The 26,368-nt window shown below is 72.6% G+C and carries 21 protein-coding genes; 7 read left to right on the top strand and 14 right to left on the bottom strand.

The genetic code is table 11. The annotated features are described in order from the left end of the window. Positions 1 to 13: 13 nt before the first annotated feature. Positions 14 to 1,255, top strand: a complete 1,242-nt coding sequence (locus tag L3078_RS04925; RefSeq protein ID WP_239751114.1) for an ROK family protein — start codon at positions 14 to 16, stop codon at positions 1,253 to 1,255. 6 nt (positions 1,256 to 1,261) lie between these two features. On the opposite strand, the gene L3078_RS04920 is transcribed toward L3078_RS04925, so the two are convergent. The 4 genes from L3078_RS04920 to ilvY form a co-directional block, all read right to left on the bottom strand. Next, positions 1,262 to 1,621 (bottom strand): GtrA family protein, encoded by a 360-nt coding sequence (locus L3078_RS04920; protein WP_239751112.1) that lies wholly within the window; start codon positions 1,619 to 1,621, stop codon positions 1,262 to 1,264. Between the two features lie 74 nt (positions 1,622 to 1,695). Continuing rightward, positions 1,696 to 2,673 carry a glycosyltransferase family 2 protein gene (locus L3078_RS04915; protein WP_239751110.1) on the bottom strand — a complete coding sequence of 326 codons (978 nt, stop codon included), beginning with the start codon at positions 2,671 to 2,673 and terminating at the stop codon, positions 1,696 to 1,698. 22 nt (positions 2,674 to 2,695) lie between these two features. Continuing rightward, entirely contained in the window at positions 2,696 to 5,389 is a 2,694-nt protein-coding gene (locus tag L3078_RS04910; protein ID WP_239751108.1) for a YfhO family protein, read from the bottom strand. A 198-nt stretch (positions 5,390 to 5,587) separates the two neighbouring features. Then, on the bottom strand, positions 5,588 to 6,460 hold the full coding sequence (ilvY, locus tag L3078_RS04905; protein WP_239751105.1) for an HTH-type transcriptional activator IlvY: 873 nt from the start codon (positions 6,458 to 6,460) through the stop codon (positions 5,588 to 5,590). An 89-nt stretch (positions 6,461 to 6,549) separates the two neighbouring features. On the opposite strand from ilvY, the gene L3078_RS04900 reads away from it, so the two are divergent. Then, complete coding sequence (locus tag L3078_RS04900; protein ID WP_239751103.1) at positions 6,550 to 8,007, top strand: ketol-acid reductoisomerase; 1,458 nt, start codon at positions 6,550 to 6,552, stop codon at positions 8,005 to 8,007. 60 nt (positions 8,008 to 8,067) lie between these two features. On the opposite strand, the gene L3078_RS04895 is transcribed toward L3078_RS04900, so the two are convergent. Together L3078_RS04895 and L3078_RS04890 are read right to left on the bottom strand one after the other, a co-directional pair. Further along, on the bottom strand, positions 8,068 to 8,601 hold the full coding sequence (locus L3078_RS04895; protein WP_239751101.1) for an ATP-binding protein: 534 nt from the start codon (positions 8,599 to 8,601) through the stop codon (positions 8,068 to 8,070). Between the two features lie 273 nt (positions 8,602 to 8,874). Next, entirely contained in the window at positions 8,875 to 9,198 is a 324-nt protein-coding gene (locus L3078_RS04890) for a hypothetical protein (RefSeq protein WP_184898104.1), read from the bottom strand. 355 nt (positions 9,199 to 9,553) lie between these two features. Here L3078_RS04890 and cds1 point away from each other — a divergent pair, with 355 nt between their 5' ends. Continuing rightward, positions 9,554 to 10,678, top strand: coding sequence for an L-cysteine desulfhydrase Cds1 (cds1, locus tag L3078_RS04885; RefSeq protein ID WP_275593122.1), 1,125 nt, complete (start codon positions 9,554 to 9,556; stop codon positions 10,676 to 10,678). 134 nt (positions 10,679 to 10,812) lie between these two features. Here cds1 and L3078_RS04880 read toward each other — a convergent pair whose 3' ends face one another. Further along, the gene (locus tag L3078_RS04880) at positions 10,813 to 11,646 is read right to left on the bottom strand and encodes a DeoR/GlpR family DNA-binding transcription regulator (RefSeq protein WP_239751100.1); all 834 of its coding nucleotides are present in this window, start codon (positions 11,644 to 11,646) and stop codon (positions 10,813 to 10,815) included. 292 nt (positions 11,647 to 11,938) lie between these two features. Between L3078_RS04880 and L3078_RS04875 the strand changes: the two genes are divergently transcribed. After that, positions 11,939 to 14,491, top strand: a complete 2,553-nt coding sequence (locus L3078_RS04875) for a hypothetical protein (RefSeq protein ID WP_420864040.1) — start codon at positions 11,939 to 11,941, stop codon at positions 14,489 to 14,491. Here L3078_RS04875 and L3078_RS04870 read toward each other — a convergent pair. The 5 genes from L3078_RS04870 to L3078_RS04850 form a co-directional block, all read right to left on the bottom strand. Then, positions 14,488 to 16,002 (bottom strand): alpha/beta hydrolase, encoded by a 1,515-nt coding sequence (locus L3078_RS04870; RefSeq protein WP_239751097.1) that lies wholly within the window; start codon positions 16,000 to 16,002, stop codon positions 14,488 to 14,490. The two genes, L3078_RS04875 and L3078_RS04870, sit on opposite strands and share 4 nt — an antisense overlap. 132 nt (positions 16,003 to 16,134) lie before the next feature. After that, positions 16,135 to 18,573: a right-handed parallel beta-helix repeat-containing protein gene (locus L3078_RS04865; RefSeq protein ID WP_239751094.1), complete on the bottom strand. Its 2,439-nt coding sequence runs from the start codon at positions 18,571 to 18,573 to the stop codon at positions 16,135 to 16,137. Between the two features lie 111 nt (positions 18,574 to 18,684). After that, the gene (locus L3078_RS04860) at positions 18,685 to 19,308 is read right to left on the bottom strand and encodes an Rv1733c family protein (RefSeq protein WP_239751092.1); all 624 of its coding nucleotides are present in this window, start codon (positions 19,306 to 19,308) and stop codon (positions 18,685 to 18,687) included. Between the two features lie 252 nt (positions 19,309 to 19,560). Next, positions 19,561 to 20,385, bottom strand: a complete 825-nt coding sequence (locus L3078_RS04855; RefSeq protein WP_239751089.1) for an MOSC domain-containing protein — start codon at positions 20,383 to 20,385, stop codon at positions 19,561 to 19,563. Positions 20,386 to 20,439: 54 nt separating this feature from the next. Next, positions 20,440 to 20,877 (bottom strand): DUF6643 family protein, encoded by a 438-nt coding sequence (locus tag L3078_RS04850; RefSeq protein WP_239751087.1) that lies wholly within the window; start codon positions 20,875 to 20,877, stop codon positions 20,440 to 20,442. A gap of 314 nt (positions 20,878 to 21,191) precedes the next feature. Here L3078_RS04850 and L3078_RS04845 point away from each other — a divergent pair, with 314 nt between their 5' ends. Further along, the gene (locus tag L3078_RS04845) at positions 21,192 to 22,502 is read left to right on the top strand and encodes a TerD family protein (protein ID WP_239751086.1); all 1,311 of its coding nucleotides are present in this window, start codon (positions 21,192 to 21,194) and stop codon (positions 22,500 to 22,502) included. 16 nt (positions 22,503 to 22,518) lie between these two features. Here the strand turns inward: L3078_RS04845 and L3078_RS04840 are convergent, their stop codons facing one another. After that, positions 22,519 to 23,694, bottom strand: coding sequence for a glycosyltransferase (locus L3078_RS04840; protein ID WP_239751081.1), 1,176 nt, complete (start codon positions 23,692 to 23,694; stop codon positions 22,519 to 22,521). A 57-nt stretch (positions 23,695 to 23,751) separates the two neighbouring features. Between L3078_RS04840 and L3078_RS04835 the strand changes: the two genes are divergently transcribed. Together L3078_RS04835 and L3078_RS04830 are read left to right on the top strand one after the other, a co-directional pair. Continuing rightward, positions 23,752 to 24,558 (top strand): glutamate racemase, encoded by an 807-nt coding sequence (locus L3078_RS04835; RefSeq protein ID WP_239751079.1) that lies wholly within the window; start codon positions 23,752 to 23,754, stop codon positions 24,556 to 24,558. Positions 24,559 to 24,608: 50 nt separating this feature from the next. Beyond that, positions 24,609 to 25,166, top strand: a complete 558-nt coding sequence (locus L3078_RS04830; protein ID WP_239751076.1) for a hypothetical protein — start codon at positions 24,609 to 24,611, stop codon at positions 25,164 to 25,166. A gap of 15 nt (positions 25,167 to 25,181) precedes the next feature. On the opposite strand, the gene L3078_RS04825 is transcribed toward L3078_RS04830, so the two are convergent. After that, complete coding sequence (locus L3078_RS04825) at positions 25,182 to 26,171, bottom strand: O-antigen ligase family protein (RefSeq protein ID WP_239751074.1); 990 nt, start codon at positions 26,169 to 26,171, stop codon at positions 25,182 to 25,184. Positions 26,172 to 26,368 lie beyond the last annotated feature (197 nt).

Genomic DNA, 26,368 nt, shown 5'->3' with positions numbered 1-26,368 from the left:
GAGACTCGCCCTCATGGACGGGAAGGCGGCCCCCAAGGCGGCGGGCGAAGGGACGACGGTACGGGCTCGGCTGGACCGGGGGAGGGGCGCGCTCGGTCCGGCACTGGAACTGGTGCACACCGGCCGCGCCCCGACGAGGGCCGTGCTCACCGCCGAACTGGGCGTCACCCGCGCCACGGCCGGTGCCGTGGCCGCCGAGCTGGAGGCGCTGGGGCTGATCCGGGTCGACGCGCACCCGGGCGCCGCCGCCGGTTCCCAGGGCCGGCCCTCCCACCGCCTCGAAGTCGCCGAGGAGGGGCCCGTCGCCCTCGCCGCCCAGGTGCACTCCGACGGCTGGCGTGCCGCGCTGGTCGGGCTCGGCGGGCGGATCGTCGCCACCACGCCCGCCTGCGAGATCGTGGACGCCGACCCGGCGAAGGTGCTCGGCTCGGTCGTCGACGCGGGCGCCGAGCTGCTGGCGGAGACCGGGCGGCGGTGTGTGGGGTCGGGCCTGGCCGTGCCGTCGGCCGTCGCCGAACCGGCGGGGCTGGCGTTGAACCCCCTGCACCTGGCCTGGCCGGCCGGGGCGCCGGTCCGGGAGATCTTCGCCGAGCGGGTCCGCGCGGCCGGGATCGAGGGGCCCGCGTTCGCGGCGAACGACGTCAACCTGGCCGCCCTCGCCGAACACCGGCACGGTGCCGGACGCGGCTCCCGCGACCTGCTGTGCGTGGCGACCGGCCACCGCGGCGTCGGCGGCGCGCTGGTCCTCGACGGCCGCCTGCACATGGGCAGTTCGGGTCTGGCCCTGGAGGTCGGCCACCTCACCGTCAACCCCGAGGGCCGGCCCTGCCACTGCGGCAGCCGCGGCTGCCTCGACGTCGAGGCCGACCCGCGGGCCTTCCTCACCGCCGTGGGCCGCGACCCGGGCCCCGAGGGTTCGCTGCTGCAACAGGCGAACGAACTGATCCGCACCCAGTACGACGACCCGGGCGTCCGCACGGCCGCCGAGGCCATCATCGACCGCCTCGGCCTGGGGCTCGCCGGCCTCGTGAACATCCTCAACCCCGACCGCATCATCCTCGGCGGCATGCACCGCGCCCTGTTCGACGCCGACCCCGACCGGCTGCGGGCCGTCGTCGCCGAGCGCAGTCTGTGGGGCAGGCAGAGCGGGGTCGCCCCGATCCTGGCCTGCACCCTGGACCACAACAGCCTGGTGGGAGCGGCTGAGCTGGCCTGGCAGCCGGTGCTCGACGACCCGCTGGGCGCGCTGGCCTGACGAGGGTCACCGAGGCCCGGAACCCCGCAGCATGATCGTGCGGGACACCAGGAACGTCACCGGGATCGCCGCCGCGGAGGCGAGAAGGGGCGCGAACCGGTTGCCCGCGTGCAGCACGTCCACGATGACGTACACACCCGCCGTCGTGATCAGGAAATTGGTGGCGTTGGTCAGCGGGAACAACAGGAATTTCCGCCAGGTCGGACGGGTGCGATAAGTGAATCGCGCGTTCAGGAAGAACGAGCCCGTCATACTCAGGGCGAACGCGAGAATATGTGCGGCAAGATAAGGAAGCGCATTGAGGAACAACAGGTAGAGGCCGTAATAGGTCCCGGTGTTCACCACCCCGACCAGGGCGAAGGTCATGATCTGTCCCGATATGTGCCGCTCCGGCGCCGGGTTAGCCTCGGGGCACGGTTCCGTACGTGTCGCCGTCCCCATCAGCGAATGAGGTCCTTCGTCGTGCCGCACGCGGCGTGCCCCTCCGTCTGTTCCGCATTGGTCGCCTGCACCAGGAAGTGCGGGCGGCCCTTCACCTCGTAGTAGATCCGGCCGGTGTACTCCCCGATCACCCCGAGCATGATCATCTGCACTCCGGCGAGGGCGGTGACGGCCATGACGATGGTGACATAGCCCGGAGTGTCCACGCCGTTGACGAGAGCGTCGCCCACGATCCAGGCCGTGTAGAGCCCCACAAACACCAGCAGGGACAGGCCGAGGTGCAGGGCGGCCCGCAGCGGACGGTTGTTGAAGGAGAGGAGCCCGTCCAGTCCGTAGTTGAGCAGCGACCGGAAGCTCCAGGAGCTGCGGCCGTGCTCGCGCACGGCGTTCTCGTACTCGAAGGTCGTACCGGGAAAACCGACCCAGGCGAAGAGCCCCTTCGAGAAGCGGTTGTACTCCGTCAGGTCCAGGACCGCGTCGACCACCCGGCGCGACAGCAGTCGAAAGTCCCCCACGCCGTCGACGAGTTCCACGTCGACGAGCCGGTTGACCAGCCGGTAGTACAGACGGGCGGTGGCGGTGCGCATCCACCCGTCGCCGGTGCGGTTGCGACGGGCTATCACCTGGTCGTAGCCCTGTTCACGCAGGTCGACCATGCGGCGGATCAGTTCCGGCGGATGCTGCAGGTCGGCGTCCATGACGATCACGGAGTCGCCCGAGGCATGCCGCAGTCCGGCCAGCAGCGCGGCCTCCTTGCCGAAGTTGCGACTGAACGACACGTACCGGACGCGCGCGTCGAACTCCGCCAGCTGCTTCAGCACGGCGAGCGTGCCGTCCCGGCTGCCGTCGTCGACGTACACGAACTCCATGTCGTGGCCGAGCGGAAGCAGTTCGTCCGCGACTTTCCGGATCTCGTCGTGGAAATGGGCGAGGACGGCTTCCTCGTTGTAGCAGGGTGCGACGATCGAGATGAGCATGGAACTCCCCCAGGGGTGCGGTTCACCGAGCGGTGGTCACGCGCTCGCGTACGGTCGGGTCGTCGGGCGTGGAGCGGTCGGTGGCGGGCGCCACGGGGACGGGCCCGTCCCGTAGCCGGCGGCGGCGGAGCAGGTCGGCCGCCGCCATCACGAGGACGGCGGTGAGCGAGAGCGCCCCGACGGCCGTGCCCAGGCGCAGTCCGGGCGGATGGAACGTGCAGGTCACGCTGCTCGCCGAACCGTACAGCGGCACCGCGATCAGGCCGTAGTGGCTCTTGGCGGGCAGGGCGGGCGCGTTGCCGGCGGCACAGCGCCAGCCGGAGATCCGGGGTGCCGCGACGACCGCGATCCCCGTGCTGTGGGCGGGCAGTTGGGCCCGGACGGTGCCGTCCTCGACGCTCACGCTCGTGGCGCCGGTGGCCTTCAGTTCCGCCACGGCGGCGCGCAGCCGCCCGGTGTCCAGGCAGCCGATCGCCCCGTCGGGGACCAGGCTCGTCCGGTTCGGCGACAGCTTGACCCGGAACCGGCCGGACTCCCCGACCGTGCCCAGCCGCTGCATCGGGGCGATCTTGGTGACGGGCTGGTCCGACCGGAACCGCCCGGTCGGCTCTCCACCGGGCCCGGCCCCGGAGGCGGCGCCGTCGGCGAGCCGCGCGGTGCCCGACAGATGCGGCGCCCACAGATACAGCTCGGACCCGGCCGGACACCTGCCCGTGATCGTCGGCTTCTTCGGCGCGCTCGCGTAGGGCAGCGCGCCCACCCGCACCCCCGGCCGCCCGTCGTCGCTCGGCGACGGCGGCTTCCCGGCGGCGGTGCGCACGGTGAATCCGGGCACGGTGTACACCCGCGCGCCCAGCAGCAGTTCCTGGTTGCGGTACGGCGAAGGACCGAGACCCGAGAGATCCGTGGGTCCGTCGGCGCGGTCGGTGTGCGGCCGCACCGTGACCAGCGGCGGTACGTCCTGCCGGGTCACGCCCACTCCGCTGCCGTTCTGCGGGAACCAGTTCTGGTGCGGGTCCGGCGGTGAGTGCACCCGGGCGCCGACGGAGAAGATCGCGTCCGTGACGGCGTTGTCCAGGCTCTGCACATTGCGGCCGCGCGAGGTCCAGCCGCCCCCGAGGGCGGTGAGGGTCCTGCTGAGCACGTCCGAGGTGAGGCTGCTGTAGTACTGGGCGCCCTGCCCGCCCACCAGCAGCGGGTCGTTGCCGACGGTCTGCTCCCGGCCCGGGTCCGTCCGGTACCGGGGCCAGCCGTCGGCCCCCGCGATCGCCGCCGCCTGGTCCCGCTGCCGGGCACCCCAGGGTGCGTAGTCGTCCATGTGCCCGAGCCGCAGCCGGGTGTCGGCGGCGGCGGTGACGACGGCCTCGCCGAACTGCGTGCACACGAGCAGCGCCACGGCGAGGGCGGCGAGCGGCCTGCCGTTCCTCCGCTTCAGCCCGAGCAGGACCAGCCCGCCGAGCGCGCCGACGGCGGCGAGCAGGGCGAGCGGGAGGGTGAAGGCGCGGGTGGTCCGCTCACTGCCGCCCGCGACCACGATCACCAGCGCGAGCAGCGCACCCGCCGTGCCCAGCGCGCGGGGGCCGGGAACGCCGTACGACAGGGTGTGCCAGGCGGCGATCACCAGCAGCGCGCAGAGCACGAAGGCCTGACGGTACGAGCTGCCCTGCGGGGTGGCGAAGGCGTGCCAGAGCAGATGCGTCGGCCCCCACTGCATCGACAGGGCCACCGCCACGACCAGCAGCGTCCACCCGGCGCGCGGGCGCCACGGGACCGCCCTGTGGAACGGCAGGGCGAGCGCAAGCAGCAGCGCGGCGGTGCCCACGAAAACGGCGGGAGTCCCGTAGCTGTACGTCCCCGGCAGCAGCCGCGCCAGCAGGTCCTCGGCGGGGACGGGCACGAACTGCCGTACCCGGCCCGGATAGGCGTGCCGGGTGCCGAAGTAGACGACGGTCACCAGGGGCGCGGCCAGACCCATGCCGAGGACCGTGATCAGGGCCGCCCGCCCGGCGGCCCAGAGGCGCTGCCGGCGTGTGAGGTCGCCGAGCCACAGCCGGAGCAGCAGCACCAGGCCGGCGGCGAGCGTGGCCATGTACGCGGTGTAGAAGTTGGCGGTCCAGGCGAGGGCCACGATCAGCACACCGAGGAACGGCCGCCGTCCCCGACGCGCCCACTCGCCTACCAGGCAGAGCAGCGGCAGGAAGACCAGACCGTCGAGCCACATGGGGTTGTAGACCGCGTCCGCCAGGGTCCAGCCGCACAGGGCGTACGACGAGCCGAGCAGCCCCGCCGCCCACCAGCGGCCCGGACGCAGGGCGAGCAGCAGCCAGGCCATCGCGGCGGCGGCCGACGCCACCTTGACCAGGGTGACCACGTACACCGCGAGGTCGATCTCGTCGCGCGGGAACACCGCCACGAGCGGGGCGAAGGGACTGCTCAGGTACGTGCCGAGGTCGGGCAGGAAGCTGGAGCCGAAGCCCGACTGCCAGTTGACGTACAGCCCGCCGTCCGCCCTGCCGTGCAGCAGGTCCCACAGGTGCGCGTGGAACGGCACGTACTGGTTGCCGAGGTCGTTGACGCTCCGCGTGCGCGGGCCGAAGGGAAAGCTGCGGGCCACGACGTCGCCGGCGCAGAGCACGGCGACGGTGAACGCGGCGGCGAGCAGCGCGGCTTTTCCCTGGGGCCGGATCCGCGCCACGGAACGGGTTGTCGGATTCACGCCCTGTTCCTGTCCGCTCGGCACACCGAGTTCCGTTGGACTACCCACTTCATTTTTCTTCGGACCCCCGTTTCGGTTCGCCGAATTAGAGGCTCGCGGGTCGTTGAAGGTTGTGCCGCCGGTGAAAAGTGAAAGTGATAATTCCGAATGCCGTCGGAGAACGGAAAGAGGGAATTGCTTTTACGGGTACGGGAGTCGTCATCCAGGTGATCGGCGGGTGAACTCGGCGGTGAGGCTCCACAGCGCGGCCACCTGTGGCCGGCGCAGATCGGACCGCCGTACGCACAGCCCGATCGGGAACGGCCGGGGAGGCGGATCCGTGGGGATCTCGGTGAGCCGGTCGCGCACGGCACTGTGCTCGAGCACCAGCCGGGGGACCACGCCGGTACCGCAGCCCAGCGCGACCAGGGTCAACAGCGCCTCGTGGCCCTCCGGTTCGGCCGCCAGGTCGGGCGCGGCGCCACGGGCGCGGAACCACCGGTCCGCAGCGTCGCGGACCGGACCTCGGTGGGGGAGTACGAACGGGCCGCCGAGACCGGGGTCGGGGCGGTCGTGCGCGGTGACGAACACCAGGTCCGTGGTCGCGACGGTCCGGCTCACCAGCGGCTCCGGCAGCCGCGCGGGGATGCCCGCGACCGCCACGTCCACCTCGCCCTCGTCCAGCCGGGCCAGCGCGGCCGCCGCGTCGCCGGTGCGCAGGTCCATCCGGACCTGGGGATGCGCCGCACGGAACGGCACCAGCAGGTCCGGCAGCAGCGCCTGACAGGCGGTCACCGTCGCGAACACGGCCAGCCGTCCGGTGAGTTCGGCCGGGTCCGGATGTTCCTCCCGGTAGGCCCGCCACAACTCCAGTGCCTGGGCGGCGTATTCGCGAAAGCGATGCCCTTCGGCCGTCAACGAGACTCCCCTCGGCCCCTGGTCGAAGAGCCGGTGCCCGAGGTCGGACTCCAGCCGCTGCACGGTCCGGGTCAGCGTCGCCGGGCTGACGTGGCAGTCGAGGCTGGTCCGGCCGAAGTTCAGCGTCCCGGCCAGATGGAGGAAGAGCCGAAGCTCGCGATGATCGTCCCGCACCCAGCCCACCTGTGCCTTTCGTTTTCCGCAACACTCCGCTGCACAGGTTGCGCTTGTCGCAACGCTCGCCGGGACCCTACAACTCCACCATGACCACCTCCACTGTCTTCGCCCTCGAAACCATGGACGTGCCCGGCGGCACCGAGACGATCCTGCGCGGCGGCCGCCATCTGTTCCCGCTGCTGCCCGAGGCCTTCGCCGGTGTCCGGCGCATCGGGGTCGTGGGCTGGGGACCGCAGGGCCGGGCCCAGGCCCGCAACCTGCGCGACTCCCTCGCCGGCACCGACATCACCGTCGCCGTCGGACTGCGCCCCGGCTCCGCCTCGGCCGCCGACGCCCGCGCCCACGGTTTCACCGAGGCGGACGGCACCCTCGGCGACTGGCTCGCCGTCACCGCCGAGAGCGACCTCGTCATCCTCCTGATCGCCGACGCCGCTCTCGCCGCCCATCACCGGGAGATCTTCGCCGCCCTGAAGCCCGGCGCCACCATCGGCCTCTCCCACGGATTCCTCCTCGGCCACCTCCGGGCCACCGGCGGCGACTTCCCACCCGGCCACGGCGTCATCGCCGTCTACCCGAAGGGGATGGGCGACTCGGTCCGTCGCCTCTACGAGCAGGGCGCGGAGATCAACGGCGCCGGGATCAACAGCAGTTACGCCGTCCACGCCGACCCCGACGGCCGCGCGACCGACCGCGCCCTCGCCTGGTCGGTCGCCCTCGGCTCCCCGTACACCTTCCGCACCACCCTGGAGAGCGAGTACCTCTCCGACATCGTCGGCGAGCGCGCGATCCTGCTCGGCGCCGTCCACGGCATCGTCGAGAGCCTCTACACCCGTCACCGGCTCGCCGGTGCCGACGAGGTGACCGCGTACGAGCGTTCGTGCGAGACCATCACGGGCCCGATCGCCCGCACCGTCTCCCGCGCCGGACTCCGCGCGGTCCGCGACGGCCTCGACGCGACCGGCCGCGACGTCTTCGACCGCGCCTACACGGCCACCTACGGGCCCGCCCGTGAGATCGTCACGGAGATCTACGACGAGGTCGCCGACGGCACCGAACTGCGCGGCGTCGTCCTGGCCGAACGCCGGCTCGGCGCCCGCCCGATGAGCGAGATCGGTGGATCGCCGATGTGGTCGGTGAGCGCCCGGGCGCACGCCCGCCGGGGCGAACGCGACATCCCCGTCGACCCGTTCGCCGCAGGTGTCTTCGTCGCCACCATGACCGCGCAGATCGACGAGTTCGTCGAGCGCGGCCACCCCTGGTCGGAGATCGTCAACGAGTCCGTCATCGAGGCCGTGGACTCCCTGCTGCCCTACATGCACGCGCGGGACGTCGCGTACATGGTCGACAACTGCTCCCGCACGGCCCGCCTCGGCGCCCGCCGCTGGGGCCCCCGCTTCCAGGCCGCCTACGAGCAGATCGCCTACCCCGCCGCCGAACACCCCGCCGACCGGGCCCTGTTGGCGTCCTTCACCGCCCACCCCGTGCACGAGGCGCTGGCAGCGGCGGCGAAGCTCCGGCCGTCGGTGGACATCTCGGTGGTCTGACCCCGGAGGCGGTCGCCGGACACGGGCCCGGCGACCGCCCACAAGAGGGTCACCGCCCGGTCAGCCTGCGACGGCCGACCGGGCGGGAGCGTGTTCGGACCTGCGCCCGCGCGCGGCGGGCCTGCGTCCGGTGTCGTACGGCTGTGCGGCATCGAGCGTCAGGCCGGTGTCGTACGGCGAGATCTTCGGCACCGCGGCCGTGGAGGCGGGCAGGGTGAACCAGACGACCTTCCCCGTCTCGCCGTGCGGACGCACACCCCAGCTCTCGCTCACGGCGGCGACCATCGCGAGCCCTCGGCCGCAGGTGGCGAACGGATCCGCGTCCTGGACGACCGGGAGACGGGGGTCGTGGTCGTGCACCGAGACCGTGAGCCGGCCGAGGAGCAACTCCATCTCCACGGTGCACATCTTGTCCGGTTCGGCGTGCCGGTGGACGTTGGACAGCAGCTCGGTCACCCCGAGCGCGGCCCGCTCTATCAACGGATCCAGATGCCAGTAGCGCAATTGCGCAGATACGATTCTGCGGACCTGGCCGATCCGCGACGGCAGGGCTTGGAGCTCCACCGTGCAGTGCCTGCTTTGCTGGCTGATCACGGCTGCGACTCCCCGAAGTTGAGTCCGGAAGAAGATCGGAGTACGGATCCAGCGAGGTGGCTGGGCGAAAAACGCCGCCTGCTGTGGTGCGGCCGCCTACGACTGCCGCCTGTGGGCGGAGGCCGGAGCCGCCGCCTGCTCGTGGGGTGGCTGTCGGCGACCGCCGCCCGCTGACGTGGCCGGCGGGCTGGTTCGCAGCGTGATCGCCGGTAAACCCAGAGTGACGTGAGACCAGAGTGACCCAGGGGGCCCGGTCCCGCAACTCGCGGTTCGTCAGCCGCTGCGACCGGCCGCCCTGCGCACCGCCTCTATGAACCGGCGCGCGGACGGCGGACCGGGCTTGCCCGGAGCGGGGTCGTGCTCGTTCAACGTGAGCGTGTAGCGGGTGCCGTTGACATCGGCCAACGCCCGGTCCTCGTTGGCGAACCAGGGCTTCGAGGCCCGCACCGCCTGGACCGGCGCGCTGTCGATCTCGCTGCCGTAACTGGTGAGCAACTGCAGTCGGCCGTCCTCGATCCGGACCTGCCCCGCCCGGGTGAGCTGCCGCAACCTCTTCCCGATCCGCACGCCCGTGGCCGTGAACTCCGGCTCGGCCATGTACCCCGCCCCCTAGTGCGCTTCGGCTGTGCCCTGTCGTCTGATCCGTCGCGGACCGTGATCCAGTGTGCCCGAGGTCGCCTCCCCTGGACGGCCCCGGCGGCGTCGAATCGGCCCGTGCGGTGAAGTCTGCACGTCCCCCGCGTCGAGCACCAGTGCGCACGGAGGACCGGGGGCGGGGTTCCGGCGCATGCGCGGCATGCGCCCCCCATGCGCCCCGCGCATCCTTGCCACAGGAGTCCCTTTGAGGGGCTCAAAGGCATGTTTATGCAGGTGAGAAGCGTGCGGAAGGTGTCTATCATCGGGGCGTCCGACGCCGCGATCCGCCGTCGGCGCAATGCGTGAGGAGCACGCCGTGAGCACCGCCCACCCCACCCGTCCAGGCGCCACCCTCGACGTCGATCACAGCGACACCGAGTACCGCGGCTGGCTCAAAGAAGCCGTGCGCAAGGTCCAGGCGGACGCCAACCGCTCCGCCGACACCCACCTGCTGCGCTTCCCGCTGCCCGAGCGATGGGGGATCGACCTGTATCTCAAGGACGAGTCGACCCATCCCACCGGCAGCCTGAAGCACCGACTCGCCCGCTCCCTCTTCCTCTACGGCCTGTGCAACGGCTGGATCCGGCCGGACCGCCCCGTCATCGAGGCCTCCAGCGGCTCCACCGCCGTCTCCGAGGCGTACTTCGCCAAACTGATCGGCGTCCCCTTCATCGCCGTCATGCCCCGCACGACCAGCGCCGAGAAGATCCGGCTGATCGAGTTCCACGGCGGCCGCTGCCACTTCGTCGACGACTCACGGAAGATGTACGAGGAGTCGGCCCGTCTCGCGGTGGAGACCGGCGGCCACTACATGGACCAGTTCACCTACGCCGAGCGGGCCACGGACTGGCGCGGCAACAACAACATCGCCGAGTCGGTCTTCCGCCAACTCCGCCTGGAGCGTTTCCCCGAGCCCGCCTGGATTGTCGCCACCGCCGGCACCGGCGGCACCTCCGCGACCATCGCCCGCTACGTCCACTACATGCAGTACGACACCCGCATCTGTGTCGCCGACCCGGAGAACTCCTGCTTCTTCGAGGGCTGGACCACCGGCGACCCCGACGTCACCTGCGACTGCGGCTCCCGTATCGAGGGCATCGGCCGCCCCCGCATGGAGCCCAGCTTCGTCCCCGGCGCCGTCGACCGCATGATGAAGGTCCCCGACGCGGCCAGCGTCGCCGCCGTCCGAGCGCTGGAGAACGCGATCGGCCGCAAGGCGGGCGGCTCCACCGGCACGGGCCTGTGGAGCGCCCTCAAGATCGTCGCCGAGATGGTCGCCGAGGGCCGCGAGGGCAGCGTGGTCACCCTCCTGTGCGACCCGGGCGACCGCTACCTCGACAAGTACTACTCGGACGAGTGGCTGAGCGAACAGGGCCTGGACATCGCCCCGTACGCGACGGCGATCGACAGGCTGCTGACGACGGGCGAGTGGACGGACTGAGGGCGCCCTTTCACCGCCGGCCACAGCCGCGCCCTGCAAGGGGCGCGGGACTGTGTCGATATGCGGCTCCGCCGCGTGGGCGCGACCAGCCACCGTCGACCCGCAGCCGAAAGGCGACCCGCACAGAACGACGCTCAGTCGTCCGAGTCGTCGTCGAAGTCTTCCCCCGCCACCACCAACCGCCGCAGATGCTCGGAGATCTCGGCTCGCGCCTGCGCGGGCAACCCCGCGTCGGTCACCAACGTGTCCACCTGCTCCAGCGCGGCGAACGAACTCAGCCCCACCGTCCCCCACTTGGTGTGGTCGGCCACCACCACGACCCGTCGCGCCGACTGCACGAGACGCCGGTTCGTCTCGGCCTCCGCCAGATTCGGAGTCGACAGACCCGCCTCGACCGATATCCCGTGCACACCCAGGAACAGCACATCGAAGTGGAGCGCCGCGATCGCCTGATCGGCCACCGGCCCCACCAGCGAGTCGGACGGCGTCCGCACCCCACCGGTGAGCACGACGGTCGCCGCACCCTGCCGGGGGCCCGTCGTGCGCTGAGCGGCATGGAAGACGTCGGCGACCCGCACCGAGTTGGTGACCACGGTCAGATCCGGCACGTCCACGAGACGGTGCGCCAGCGCGTACGTCGTCGTACCGCCCGACAGCGCGATCGCCGAGCCCGGCGCCACCAGCTCGGCCGCCGCGCGTGCGATGTCCTCCTTGGCGGTCAGCTCCAGCCCGGACTTCGCCTCGAAACCGGGCTCGTGCGTGCTCGCCTCGGCCACCGGCACCGCGCCGCCGTGCACCTTCTCCACCGCGCCCTGACGGGCCAGCGCGTCCAGATCGCGACGCACGGTCATGTCCGACACACCGAGTTTGCGCGTCAGCTCGTTGACCCGGACCCCGCCCCGTCGTCGCACCTCGTCGAGGATCAGGGCTCGGCGCTGCTCCGCGAGGAGGTTCTGGTTCTCACTCACGCTCGCTCCGGTCCTCTCGCCCCATCACGCCCGACACGCCTTCCCTACCCCCTCCGACAAGGACATTTCCCCGCCCCCGGTCCCGAGGACGTCCCATATTCGCACGCTCCGCCACCGGTGACGCCACTCCCCGCACGGCCGCGCGCACGTCACGCTCCGTTTCTCGCGCCCGCCACTATCACACGGATCGAGGAGATTCGGTGATCACAGGTGTATGACGCCCGATCCGGGGCGATCATCAGTGCCTGCACCTCACACCCGACTTGCGGCGCATCACGGGGGAAGCGGAACAGTGGATCGTGCGAGGGAACATACGACACATACGGAACCCGGGGAACAACCAGCACCGCAGGACGGCGGCCCACCCACGCATTCCGGCCGTTCCGCGACGGACGCGACCGCCCTCGAACTCCTCGTCCACGGCGTCGGCGGCACCACCCCCGAACGCATGCTCGACGATCCGCGTACGGTCCGCGTCACCGGCGACGACACGGCCGCGGTCTTCCGGCGCATCGACGACGCCGACGCGGAGAGACGCCCCGCCGACCACCGCGGCAAGCCCGTCCCCGAGGCCTACGTCTGGTGCAACCTCACCTCCGGGAACAGCTCGCGTGCCCTGTGGCTGTTGCTGCTGCCGTTCATGGTCGTCAACCTCGCGCACTGGATGCGCCCCACCGCCCGCGGCCGCCGAAGCACGGTCCGCCTCTACGGGCTCCTGGTCCGCCTGGCCGGTCTGACCCTGACCGTGCTGCTCGTCGCGGCCGCCTGCGAGGTCGCGCTCGACCTGACCGCCTGGCAGTGCGCGGGCGCACGCGCGTGCGCCCAGGCGCACACGTGGCTCGGTTTCCTCTCACCGGACGTCTCCGACGGGGGCTGGTGGAGTCAGCCCGGCCGCCGTCTCGCCGTGGCAGCGGTGGCTCCCACCGCTCTGACCGGTCTCCTGTGGTACCTCTCGCACCGCACCTGGAGCGAGTACGAGTCCCAGCGCCCCATGGACCGCGACGACGACGGCCGCCCCGAGGACGAGAAGGCGGCACCCGACGCGCCCGGGGCCGGCGCCACGGCACACGTCGCACCCGACGTCGAGGACACGGCCCGCGTCGCCCTCGGCCGACCCGGCTTCTGGTACGGCCGCCGACTCGTCGCCAGGCTCCGCGCCGCCCACGCGGCGGCCGGGTTCCTCACCGTCGCGGCGGCCGTCGGCACCTCGGCGGCCCGCCACGACCGCCGGGCGGGCGGACCGGCCGTCCTGGAGCTGCTGGGCTGGCTGCTGAACTCCGCCCTCGTGCTGCTGGCGGCGATCGTGGTCTGGGTGGTCTGCCGCAGAGGCCGCAGCGAGCGACGCCTCGACAAACACCTCGACGAGAACGTGGTCCGCCTCCTGCCCGCCTCCGCGATCGCCGTGCTCGTCCTGGCCGTGGTGTACGCCGGGTGGTCGCGCCCCGGCTGGAGGTCGACGGGCCGGCTGCCGGGCGACCTGACCTTCGGCGGGATCACTTTGGTGCAGGGCCTGCTCGTCATCGCGCTCGGCGTCGTCGCCCACACGCTCCACCGGTCGCGTCCCGACCCACGCACCGCCATGTACGGTCTGGCCGGCCCCGCCGTCGCGATGCTCGCCTGCGCGCTCGGCGGCGTGATGTCCGCGGGTGTCGCCCAGCGCGTCGCCGACTGGCTTGGCGGCACCGACGACGCCCTGTCCGGCCCACCCGTCGTCCTGACCTGGCAGGCCTCCGTCATCCCGCCCCTCCTCCTGGTCCTCCTCGCCCTCCTCGCCTGGCTGGCCCACCGCACCTGGGTGCTGCGCCGGGCGGAGACGGAGGCCGTGGAGCGGGAGTACGGCCTGGTGGGAGAACGGCCGCAGCGGCAGATCGAGGGGCTGCCGGACCCGGAAGAAGGGCGGAACCGGGACAGCCTGCCGCCGGAAGAGGGGCGGGACCGGGACAGCGCGCCGCCGGTCGAGGAGCGTGAGGCGCAGGACGCCGGGCGTACCCGCCGGATCGCGCGGACCCGCGCCATGGCGGCCCTCACCGACCGGGCGCCCCGGATCGTCGCCGTCATCTCCACCGTGACGCTGCTGCTCGGCGCCGCCGCCCTCACCGGTGCCCTGGTGACGGGCGAGACACCGGCGAGGGCGGCGCGGGGCTCGCACGACTTCGTCGAGGGAGCCGCCCAGACCGCGCAGGCGCTGGGGTCCTGGCTGATCGGCGTCGGCTTCCTGCTGTTCGTCACCTGGGGGCGCCGGGCCTACAAGGACGCCTCCGCGCGGCGCACGATCGGCATCCTCTGGGACGTGGGCACCTTCTGGCCCCGTGCCGCACACCCGTTCGCACCGCCCTGCTACGCCGAGCGGGCCGTACCCGACCTGACCTGGCGCATGGCCACCTGGACCCGCACCACTGGCGGCCGGCTCGTCCTCTCCGGCCACTCCCAGGGCAGCGTCCTCGCCGCGGCCGCCGCCTGGCAGCTGACCCCGTCGGTCCGCAGCCGCGTCGCGCTGCTCACCTACGGCTCACCGCTGGAGCGGCTGTACGGCCGCTGGTTCCCCGCCCATTTCGGCCCCGAGCCGCTCGCCGCCCTGCACCGCGAGGTCGACTGCTGGCGCAATCTGTACCGCCGCACCGACCCCATCGGCGGCCCCGTGCGGCTGACGAGCCGGCACGGCCCGCAGGTCGACGCGGAGCCCTTCATGGATCCGCTCGCCTACGGCCGTACCGGCGCCCACCCGCTGCCCGCCCCGATCCTCGGCCACTCCGACTACCAGGCCGACCCGGCCTTCGTATCCGAACGGAAGCATCTGCTGGACCGACTCGGCACCGGACTGCCGGGTCCGCGAACCTCGCCCTAGTCCGGGCAGACGACATCCCGCGCGGGGCGCTCGCCCGTGGTCAGGAACGCGGTCACGGCACGGTTGCCGCAGGCGTTGCCCGTCCCCAGATAGACGCCGTGACCGCCCCGCTCGACCGTGACGAGCCGCGCCCGGTCACCGAAGGCGTGACGCATCCGCAACGCGCCGACGTACGGGGTGGCCGGGTCCCGTCGGTTCTGGATCATCAGGATGTTGGACGGCCCCCGGTCGGTGAGCCGCGTGGGCTTGTCGGCGGGGGTGTCCTTCCAGAAGGCGCAGGGGAAGACGTTCGCCGGCAGGCCGGCCGTGAGCGGATAGCGCGCCCGGTTCGCGGCCACCGCCCGCTCGTACCCGGCCACCGACCGCGGCCAGCGCACGTCGTTGCAGACCACGGCCATCGTGACGGCGGCGTCCTCGTCCGCGAGCGGTCCGGCGACCTCCGGCGGCAGCACCGGAGTGACGCCCGGCGTCATGGCCGCCCGCATCAGCCCCGCCAGCCGGGGGAAGGCGGCGTCGTTGTAGAGGGCGTCGTACATGACCTGCCTCAACACGTTGCCGGTGAGCGGCACGCCCGGCGTCGTCGACTCCCTCGGCGCGCGGTCCAGCTTTGCCGCCAGGGAGAGGAACAGCGGTCGGATCCCCTCGGTCCGCCGGGCTAGCCGCAGACCTTCCGCCTCACGGGCGGGGTCGGCCGCCCAGGCCGCGAAGTCCGGGAACCGGTCCTCCGCGCCGACCGCCATGTTCGCCACCCAGGCCCGCTCCACCCGCCGGGGATCGGGGTCGTCGTTGCTGTCCAGCACCCAACGGTCGGTGTGCTGCGGGTACTTCTGCGCGTACACGGCACCGACGTAGGACCCGTACGAGATGCCGTACGCCGACAGCTTCTCCTCGCCCAGGGCCTGGCGCAGCCGGTCGATGTCGCGCACCTCATTGGCGGTGCTGAGGCTGCGCAGCACCGCACCGCCGTTGCGGGCGCACGACTCGGCGGTGCGGCGGGAGCGGGCGACGTTCTCCGCGATGCCGCCGTCCGGCGCGGGCCAGGGCCGCAGGGTCACCAAGTGCCGGTCGGCGGCGGGGAGTTCGCAGGAGGCCCGGGTGCTGGCGCCCACGCCGCGCGGGTCGAGGCTGACGATGTCGTACGTGGCGCCGAGTTCCCGGCGCAGTGCCTCGCCCTGCCGGGTGAGTCTGGCGATGCCGGAACCGCCGGGGCCACCGGGGATCACGAGCAGGGTCCCGCGCCGCGCTTCCGGGCGCTCACTGGGCAGCCGGGACACCGCGATGCTCAACCGGGGGCCGTCGGGGGCCCGGTAGTCGACCGGCACCGTCAGCTCGGCGCACTCCTGGCCGGCCGGACCGCCCGGTCGCACACAGGGGCGCCAGGAGAGGGCGGTCGAAGAAGAGGACGAGGAAGAGGAAGAGGAGGCGAGGGCCGGGGCCGTGGCCGTCAGCGCGGTGCCGACGACCGAGGCGGTCAGGGCGAGGACCAGGACGTTTCGCGTGCGGATTGTCATGACCCCATGCTGTCCAAGCGGCCACTGCCGCCCCATCCGGCAGCCCGGCCACCCGGGAGTGGGGTTTGCCCCCCGGCCCCAGGCCTGCCGACCCCCGGCCGGCGGACCAGTGGACCGCGTCGACGGCAGGGGCTACGGCAGCTCCGGCAGGTCCTCCGCGTACAGCAACGTCAGGTCGTCCGTGCTCGGTTCGTCGACCTGGGCGACCCGGCTCGCGTGCCGCTCGACCATCGCCTCGAAGGTCTGCCGTGCGGTACGGCCGTTGCCGAAGGCCGGGCCCTTGGGGAGGGCGGTGAAGTACTTCAGCAGGGCGTCGCCCGCGCCCGGCGCCAGCCGGTACTCGTGCTCCTCGGCCTGCTGCTCCACGATCCGCAACAGCTCGTCGGGGACGTAGTCGTCGAAGGTGATGGTCCGTGAGAAACGGGACGCCACACCGGGGTTGACGGTGAGGAACCGCTCCATCTCGGCCGTGTAGCCCGCGACGATCACCACGACCGCGTCGCGGTGGTCCTCCATCAGCTTCACCAGCGTGTCGATGGCCTCCTTGCCGAAGTCCCGTCCCGAGTCCTCCGGCGACAGCGCGTACGCCTCGTCGATGAACAGCACACCGCCATGGGCCCGTTGGAAGGCCTCCTGGGTGCGGATCGCGGTGGAGCCGATGTGCTCGCCGACGAGGTCCACCCGGGACACCTCGACGAGATGGCCCTTCTCCAGGACGCCGAGCGAGGCCAGGATCTCGCCGTAGAGGCGGGCGACCGTGGTCTTGCCCGTGCCGGGGGAGCCCGTGAACACCAAGTGCCGCTTCACCGAAGCCGCCTTGAGGCCGGCCTGCTGGCGGCGGCGGCCCACCTCGATCATGTCGGTGAGCGCGCGGACCTCGCGCTTGACGCTGTCCAGGCCGACCAGCGCGTCGAGTTCGCCGAGGACGGCCTTCGAGGTCCGCGTCGACGGCTCGGGCTCCACCGGGGGTACCGCGGTCGGCGGCTGTTCGGTGGTGCGCTGCCCCGGGATCGAGCCGAGCAGGCCGGGCGACGGGGCCGTGGTCTGCGTGGCCGTCTCGCGGGAGACCGGGGGCCGTACGCCCGCGCTCTCGTCGCTCGCGCAGTCCTCGACGACCGGCCCGCCGCCGACGGTGCCGGGGCCGCCGTCCGCGAACTCGTAACCACCGCGCGCACAGCGTTCCGTACGGCATTTGCGCAGGGTCGCCCGGCAGCCGTCGATGATGTGGAAGCCGTAGCCGCCGCTGCCCGTGACCCGGCAGTCGAGGAAGCTGCCGCGGCCCTCGGCGGAGACGTAGAAACCCGCCTCGGCGGGCGAGGTCACCGTGCAGCGCTCGATGGTCGGGTCGGCGCCCTTGGTGACGATCACGCCGGTCTGGGTGCCGTCCACCGTGCAGCCGTTGAGGGTGCCGCCGCTGCCGTGGTCGCGGAACCAGGCGCCGGTGGCGGCGTCCCGGATCCGGCAGTCGTCGAGCTGTGCGGTGGCGCCGTCGCTCACGGACACCGCCGTGTTGCGCACCTGCGACAGGTCGCTGTCGACGACGTCCGCGCGCGAGCCCCGGTCCAGCACGAACAGCGCGTCCGGCACGTCGTGCACCCGGCAGGACTCCAGCACGGCCGTCGCGCCGTCGCTGACCCAGACCGCCGGGTAGTCGCCGGTGCTGTCGAAGATCTCGCACTGGTTGGCGTCGACCCGGGTGCCCGGGTCCCACACCGACAGTCCGTTGCGCCCGAACTGCCGGACCGAGGTGCGGGTCAGGGTGAGGACGGAGCGCGAGCGGAGGTCCACCGCGTTCTCCGGGATGTCGTGGATGCGGCAGTCCGCGAGGGTCAGCACGGCGTCCGTGTCGAGGGTGACCCCGTCGGCGGTCGTCCGGTGCACGTCGCAGTCGGTGAGATGGGCCGTGGCCCGCCCGGTGATCTGCACGCCGCTGCCGCGGACCTCGTAGACCTCGCAACCGACGGCCTCCAGCGAGGAGTTCTCCCCGGTCGCCGTCAGGCCCGAGCCGGAGGTGTGGTGCACCCGGCACCGCTCCAGCCGTGGATGGCCGCCGCCGCGCACCGCGACACCGGCCTGGCCGGCCGCGACGACCTCGCACTCCTCGAACACACCGCCGCCGCCGTCGACCACGGCGATGCCGATGCCGGCCGGGTTGTCGACCGTGCAGCGACGGACCGTGGGGCGGGCGCCGCCGCGTACCTCGATACCGGCGGCGGAGCGGGTGACGATCCGCAGGTCCAACAGCTCCGGTGTGCCGTCCTCGACGAGCAGCGCGGGCGCCGCCGCGTCCTGTCCCTCCACGTGCAGGTCCTGCACGACGGCCGAGGCGGCGACGGTCAGCGGGACGCCGTCGGCGGGCGCGATGCGCACCGAGCCGGGCGAACCCTCGGGGCCGCGCAGCGTGACCCCGCGCCGCACCACGAGGTTCTCGCGGTACGTGCCCGGGGCGACGATGAGCACGTCGCCGTCGCTCGCGGCCTCCAGGGCCGCGGCGAGCGACGAGTACTCACCCGTGCGGCGCCGCCACCGCGATGTACCGGTGTGCGTCACCTGGACCGTGCCCTGTGCCATGGCGTTGCTGTGCCCCCACCTCGTGGAACGCGGGTCGATGCCGAACAGTTCGGCTGGTCGGTCCACCGTAGCGTGCGCGGGCAGGGGGAGTTGACCGGAGTGCGAAGGCGGTCAGCTGCCCGCGCCCGTCCTGCCCCAGTCCGGCCCGGCCTTGTCCCATGCCTGGTCCCAACGGGTGTAGCGGTGGCGGATCATGCGCCAGACGATCAGCCGTCTGACGCCCTCGACGAGTCCCGCGGCGAGCACGGTGGCGCCGAATCCGGCCAGTACCGCGTGGGTCGTCGCGGTGGCGGTGTCCAGGGGACGCCCCACCGTGCGGCCCTGGTCGTCCGTCCACAGCGTGAAGTGGTCGCCGGGCTGCGGGGTCTTGAGGTTCGCCATGACCGTGCCGTGGCGCTGGGTGCCGTCCGGGCCGGTCCAGTCGGCGACGACCCGGCTCTGCCGGTCGCGGGTGGTCGCGGTCTCCGGGTCCGGGTCCAGCGGGGAGCCGTCGACCTTCTTGACGACCGTGGCCGTGACGCGGTGGCGGCTCTGCTGCTGGTCGCGCACGGACTGCTGCAGGGCGCTCTGGGCGGTGGTGCCGACGGCGGCGCCGATCAGCGGCGCGGCGACGAGGATCAGGACCAGGGCCGCGAACGCCAGCCAGGCCTCGACCAGATCGGTCGTCCGCCGCAGCGGGTTGTGACGCCAGCGCCACAGTCCGCCGAACGCCCGTAGTCCACCGATCGCCCGCACTCGCCCCACACCCCCTTACGCGTCCGTGATAGCCCCCGGCGGAGCCGTCCACGCGCGGTCCCGGTCGAGAGAGAGCGAAATCACCCTCCCGCCGGCCTTCTCATGAACTTCTCACAAAGACCCAACGGTCGGACCGGCGGCGTGTGTTCCCTGTACACGAACCGAATCGTAGGCCGAATCGTAGGAGATTGAATTTTCAAGAGGGGCGGGGGGTGTCTCAGGACCGCCCAGAACTCATCGCGATCGAACTCGCTATTCGAGCACCCGGACCGGATCGCCGACCCGTACCGTGCCCGGGGATTCCGGGACGAGGTTCTGCCCGAAGACCAGCTTGTCGCCGAAACGGCGGTGGCGCGCGAGGGTGCGCAGCGGCTCACGACCGCGCTCGGCGGTGTCCTGGTCGGTGGTGGTCACCACGCACCGCCCGCACATCTTGGCCACCCGGAAGGTCACCTCGCCGATCGCGACGCGCCGCCAGCCGTCCTCGGCCCAGGCCGGTGCGCCGTCGACGACCACGTTCGGCCGGAAGCGGCTCATGGGCAGCGGGCCCTCCTCGGCGTGGTCGCCCCGGGCGACCAGGTCGTTGAGCGCGGCCAGCGAGGCGAGCGTGGTGAGCAGCAGCGGATAGCCGTCGGCGAAGCTGACGGTCTCGCCGGGACGGGCGTACTCGGGATCGATCGGGCGCCGCGTCGCCGGGTCGTCGAGGTGCACGAGGCGCACGGGGACGCCCAGGTAGTCGCTGAACCAGGTGTGCGCCGCGGCGTCGGCCGGGACGCCCTCCACCTTGTCCCGCCAGATCTCCACGGTGGTCGTGTCGGTGGGCGCGGGCACCGGGACGGTGAGCGGCTCGCGGCCGGGCGCGGACAGCAAGAGACCGCCGCCGGGCAGCAGCCCGGCGGCGGCCAACGCCATACGCGGATGCGGACGTTGAGTGATGACCTTGCCCGAGTCGTCGACCAGCACCCAACGGCGGTCGCCCGCCAGCCCCCAGGGCTCCACGACGGCCTCGTCCGGGGCGAAGCCCCGGGCCGCCTTCAGAGGGTGGACATGGATCGAGTGCAGTGACGGATTCCCCATGGGGTCATCCTGCCAGCAGGCTGTGACAACCCCACGCGAGACGTTCCAAATGCCTCAGTACCCGCGGTACTGCTGGCCGTTGTACGGGTCCTGCTGGTACGGGGCCGCCGGGGCCGGGCGCGGTGCCGCCGGGCGCATGGCCTCGTAGCCCGCCATCGGACGTTGTTGTTGCTGGGGTGGCTGGGCGCCCGGGTAGCCGCGCGGGCCTGCGGCCTGCTGCGGGATGTACGCGTTCGGCGCCTGCTGGAGCGGCGAAGGCTGCTGGGCCTGCGGATAACCGTAGGCGGGCTGCGAGGGACCGGCCGGCAGCGCTGGCAGCGCCGACGGGAGCGCGGGCAGGTTGCTGCCCGGGGTGTCGTACGCGGCGGGTACCCGGATCGGGGCGATCTGAGGGGTTCCCCGCTCGGCGACGAGAGAGTCGTAGATCGGGGTGTCCGCGAAGGACGAGGCGGAGTAGTAACCGCCGCCGTAGGTGGAGCGGGGGGAGGTCATGGCACATAAGTTAAGCCCACGATGTGCTGGTTGGGGAGACCGATAAGAGGGTTGTTTTCCGTGTCGGCCGTGACGCCGGATCCCCAATGCGAGCGAACTCGGCGAAAAAGGGCAGCAAAGCGCGTTCTGATCGTGTAAAGGGCGAGTTCCCAGTGGGTTACCGGCGGTTGACCAAGGATCTTTCGGTACGGGTTCTGGGGGTTCCGGGGCCCGGGGGAATAGGTTGGGCCGACAACGGATCCGGCCGGATCCGACGGACTGCGGGGACGCGGCCCGGTGGCGATCTTCTGGATGACCTTCTGATGGGGGCGGACATGTCAATGCCGAAAGGATCGAACACCGCGGTACCGACGGCCGGGCTGCGCGTGGAACTGGGCTGGCGCTCCGGCCCGGGTGTGCCCGACGCCGACGCCTCGGCGCTGCTGCTCGTCGGCGGAAAGGTGCGCTCGGACGCCGACTTCGTCTTCTACAACCAGCCCGCGCACTCCTCCGGCGCCGTCCGGCACGAGGGCAAGCGTGACGCCGGCGGGCAGGTGACCGACTCGCTCCTCGTCGACCTCACGCGCGTGGAGCCCGCCATCGAGACCGTCGTGGTGGTCGCCTCGGCGGACGGCGGCACCTTCGGGCAGGTGCCCGGACTGTACATCCGGGTGCTCGACGAACGGGCGGGCACCGAGGTGGCCCGCTTCGACAGCGCGGACGCCGGCGCCGAAACCGCTTTCGTCCTGGGGGAGTTCTACCGTCGCCAGGGCGCCTGGAAGTTCCGCGCCGTCGGCCAGGGCTACAGCACCGGGCTCGAAGGCCTCGCCCGCGACTACGGCATCACGGTGGACGAGCCCCAGCACGCGGCGGCACCGACGCCCACACCGGCCCCCGTCGCCCCGCCCGCGCCCGCCGCCCCCGTCGCCCAGCCCGTCACCGTGCCACCGCCGGTGAGGACCGCCCCGCCCCCGCCTCCGGCCCCGCCCGCGGCGGCCCCGGCCCCCGTCCGCCTCACCAAGGTGACGCTCACCAAGGAGGCCCCGTCGGTCTCCCTGACCAAACAGGGCGGCACCTCCGGCGCCATGCGCGTCAACCTCAACTGGGAGGTGCGCAAGCAGTTCAAGGGATGGGGCAGCAAACTGGGCCGGGCCGTCGCCATGCACGCGGACCTCGACCTCGACCTGTGCGCCCTGTTCGAACTCTCCGACGGCAGCAAGGGAGTCGTCCAGGCACTCGGCAACGCCTTCGGCTCCCTGCACCAGCCGCCCTTCATCCACCTCGACGGCGACGACCGCACCGGAGCCGTCAGCAGCGGCGAGAACCTCACCATCAACCTCGACCACAAGCAGTACTTCCGGCGCGTCCTCATCTTCGTCACCATCTACGAGGGCGCCCGCTCCTTCGCCGACCTGCACGCCACCGTCACCCTCCAGCCGCAGCACGGCGCACCCATCGACTTCTCGCTCGACGAGTGCACCGTCCCCTCCACCGTCTGCGCCCTCGCCCTCATCACCAACCAGGGCGGCGACCTCATCGTCCAGCGCGAGGCCCGCTACCTCGTCCCCGAGCGCGGGGTGAGCCCGCAGCGCACGGTCGACTACGCCTACGGGTGGGGCATGAACTGGACCCCCGGCCGGAAATAACCAGGCCCCACGGACCCTAGCTCTCGTCCGGGAGCGGATCCGGGCGGGCGTAGGTGCGGCCCTTCCAGGCCGCACCGCGCCCCCGGTGGTGCCGCACCGCCGAGTCGACCGTCATCAGCAGATAGAGGAACGCGGTGAACGGCAGCAGGGGAGCGAGGCCCAGCGGCTGACCGTAGTGACGGAGCATCGGCAGGTACGTCGCCGTCATCAGCAGCCAGGCCAGTCCCCCGAGCAGCGCTGTCGCCGGGTCCGCCGTGACCAGGCCCGTCACCAGCGCGAGCGGCGGGACGAGATAGACCAGGGCCAGGCCGAGGACCGTCCCGGCGAGCAGCAGCGGACTGTGCAGCAGTTGGGCGTAGGCGCTGCGGGCGACCATGTCCCACAGGTCGCGCAGCCGGGGGTAGGGCCGCACGCTGTCCACGCGCTCCGCGAGCCCCAGCCAGATGTGACCGCCGCTCCTCTTGACCGCGGCGGCCAGCGCCACGTCGTCGATGACGGACTGCCGGATCGCGTCCGGGATCCGTGCCCGCTCGGCGGCCTCGACGCTCAGCAGCACACAGCCGCCCGCCGCCGCCGCGGTGCGCGAACCCCGTACGCCGATCCGTCGGAACGGATAGAGCTGGGCGAAGAAGTACACGAAGGCGGGCACGACCAGCCTCTCCCACACGCTCTCGGCCCGCAGCCGGGCCATCTGGGAGACCAGGTCGAAGCCGCCGGTGCGCGCGGCCGCCACCAGCGCGCGCAGACTGTCGGGGCGATGCGCGATGTCCGCGTCCGTCAGCAGCAGGAACTCGGGGCCACGCGCGCGTGCCAGCGTCATGCCGTGCCGGACGGCCCAGAGCTTGCCCGTCCAGCCCGCGGGCGGCTCCCCGGGCGAGGACACGGTCAGGGGCAGGCCGCCGAACCTGCGGGACAGCTCACGGGCCAGGTCACCGGTCCCGTCCGAGCTGCCGTCGTCCACCAAAAAGACCTCGGCCCGGCCCGGATAGTCCTGGGCCAGCAGCGACGGCAGGCTCTCCGGCAGCACGGCGGCCTCGTCACGGGCGGGGACGACGACACAGACGTCCGGCCAGTCGTCGGGATCCCGGCGGGGTGGCAGGCGCACATCCGTGCGCCAGAAGAAGCCCTGGCCGAGCAGCAGCCACACCCAGGCGGCGAGTGATCCGGCGGCGGTCCACGCGATGGCGCTCACGCCCGCAGTCTGCCCCACCGGAGCGGCCCCGCCGAGGCCATCGTCTATCGTGGCCGGGTGAAGATCGCGCTCATGGACTCCGGTATCGGTCTGCTCCCCGCCGCCGCCGCGGTACGGCGGCTGCGGCCCGACGCGGATCTCGTGATCTCCTCGGACCCCGACGGCATGCCCTGGGGCCCGCGCACCCCCCAGGACCTGACCGAGCGTGCTCTCGCCGTCGCCGAGGCGGCGGCCGCCCACTCGCCCGACGCGCTGATCGTCGGCTGCAACACCGCCTCCGTGCACGCCCTGCCCGCCCTGCGCGCCCTCCTCGAACCGTCTCTGCCGGTGATCGGCACGGTCCCGGCGATCAAGCCGGCCGCGTCCGGCGGCGGCCCCTTCACCATCTGGGCGACACCCGCCACCACCGGCAGCCCCTACCAGCGCGGCCTCATCGAGGAGTTCGCCGACGGCGTCCCGGTCACCGAGGTGCCCTGCTGGGGACTGGCTGAGGCGGTGGAGCACGCCGACGACGCGGCGATCGACGCCGCCATCGCCGCGGCCGCCGCGCTGACGCCCGACGACGTGACGACCGTCGTCCTGGGCTGCACCCACTACGAACTCGTCGCCGAACGCATCCGCGCGGCCGTCCAGCAGCCGGGCCTCCCGCCCCTCGTGCTGCACGGCTCCGCGGGCGCCGTGGCCGCGCAGGCGCTGCGCCGCATCGGTGAACTGCCGAAGCCCGAGGCCGACTGGACCGGATCGACGCTGACCGTCCTCCTCAGCGGCCGCGAGGGCGCGCTGCCCGCCCCGGCACTGGCCTACGAGGAGGGCCGGCTGCTCGCGACGGTCGGCGCCGCGCCGGCCGTCAGGGCGGACCGGTAACGCTCCGCGACCAGGTGCCCGCGCAGCGGAACCTGAGTACTCTCAAAGCCATGAGGGACCACCCCCACGGCGAGCCGGGCACCCCCGAGGGCCCGCACCCCGAGGTCTGGACCGGCCGCGCGACCAATCGCGGCCAATGGCTGCTGGCACTCGGCGGCGCCGCCTGCATGGCACTCGGCATCGAACTCGCGGTCGACTCCGCGTGGGCGTCCGGTGTCGCCCCGCTCGTCATGTCCGTCGTCGGCTGCATCGCGGCCGGGCTGCTCGTCCTCTTCGGCACGCTCGCGTTCGTGCACGTCTCCGTGAAGGTCGACAAAGACTGCCTCGAGGTCCGCTGCGGCCACATCGGCGTGCCGCGCCGCCGCATCCCCCTGTCCCAGGTCGCCGACGCCGCCTTCGCCCCGTGCGTCACGCCCCACCAGTGGGGCGGCTGGGGCTACCGCTGGCGGCCCGAGAAGGGCACCGCCGTCGTCGTACGACGGGGCGAGGCCGTGGTGCTGAGCCTCTGGGACGGTCACACGTTCACGATCACCGTGGACAACGCCGAGACGGCCGTGAACGTCATCCGCGCCCGGCTCACCCCGAAGGCGTCCGACGCCGCGCACTGACCCGGCCGTCCCGCCCTAGCGGCCGTCGAGGTCCGGTGCCCTGCCGGGCTCCCCTTCCGGGAGGGGCCATGCCGTCGCCATCCCCGCGAGCAGGCCCGCGCCCGCCGTCACCGTCGTGAAGCTCAGCGCGTTGCCCACGGCGGCGATCACGGCCACCGCGGTCAGGGCCGCGCCGGCGGTGAGGACCACCGGTGTGGAGCGCGGGGTCCGCCACAGGACGTAGAGGACCCAGCCGAACACGGCGGCGAGCAGCGCGACCCCGACGAGCCCCTGTTCGGCCGCCAGTTGCAGGGGCGCCGAATGAGGCCGGGCGTCGGCCGACAGCGACTGGGCGACCGTCGGGCTGAGCTCCCCGAAGCGGCCCGGTCCCGCGCCGAGCAGCGGATCGTCGTGGACCAGGCCGAGCGCGTCGTGCCACAGCAGGATCCGATGCGGGGTGAGCTGCCCCTCCAGCGAGTCGGTCAGCCCGGCCGGCAGGGCGTTCTCGGCGACGGCCCAGACCGTCGCCGTCACCAGGGCCGTGGCGACGGCCAACCCCACGAGGCCGAGGCCCCGGCGCATCCGGGCCGCCGCGAGCGAACACAGCAGCACCCCGGCGCACGCGGCGAAGCCGGTGGTCGAGCCGAGCACCGCCGCGGTCACCGCGATCCCGCAGGCCAGCAGCCGCAGGGCCAGCCTCAGGCCCGGCGAGCGGGCCGCCCAGGCGGCACAGCAGGCGGCACCTGCGGCCAGGACCAGCAGCGCGGCCGTCGCACCGGTGTGCCCGAGCGGTGAGACCAGCGGCGAGCCCGTCATGGTGTGCGGGTCGGTGACCGCCAGACCGATTCCGGCCAACGCGCCGGCCGACGGCGCCACCACCGGCAGCAGGGCCCCGCAGATCCGGCCCGCCGCGTAACCGGCCGCCACCGCGAGCACCGCGAGCAGCACCCCCTCCGGGCGGCCACCCCGCGCCGCCGCCGTGATCAGCGACCAGGCCGCGCACGCCCCGAGCATGAGCACACCCATGACATCGGAGACGTTCCGTCTCTCGTACGAGGCCGACGCTCCGGCCGCGGATTCCGTCCCCGTGGACCCCAACGTGTCGCCCCCCGACTGTGCCGGGCCTCGACCGCCCGGACCACATCCGGCCGCACGTCAGAGGCTCGCGCACACCGTAACGGGTGATGCGCCGGTTTGTGGACGAGTTATGCAGGAACGATGCG

This window comes from Streptomyces deccanensis (genome assembly GCF_022385335.1).
GTDB classification, from domain to species: Bacteria; Actinomycetota; Actinomycetes; order Streptomycetales; family Streptomycetaceae; genus Streptomyces; species Streptomyces deccanensis.
This window is presented reverse-complemented; position numbering and strand designations above follow the sequence as displayed.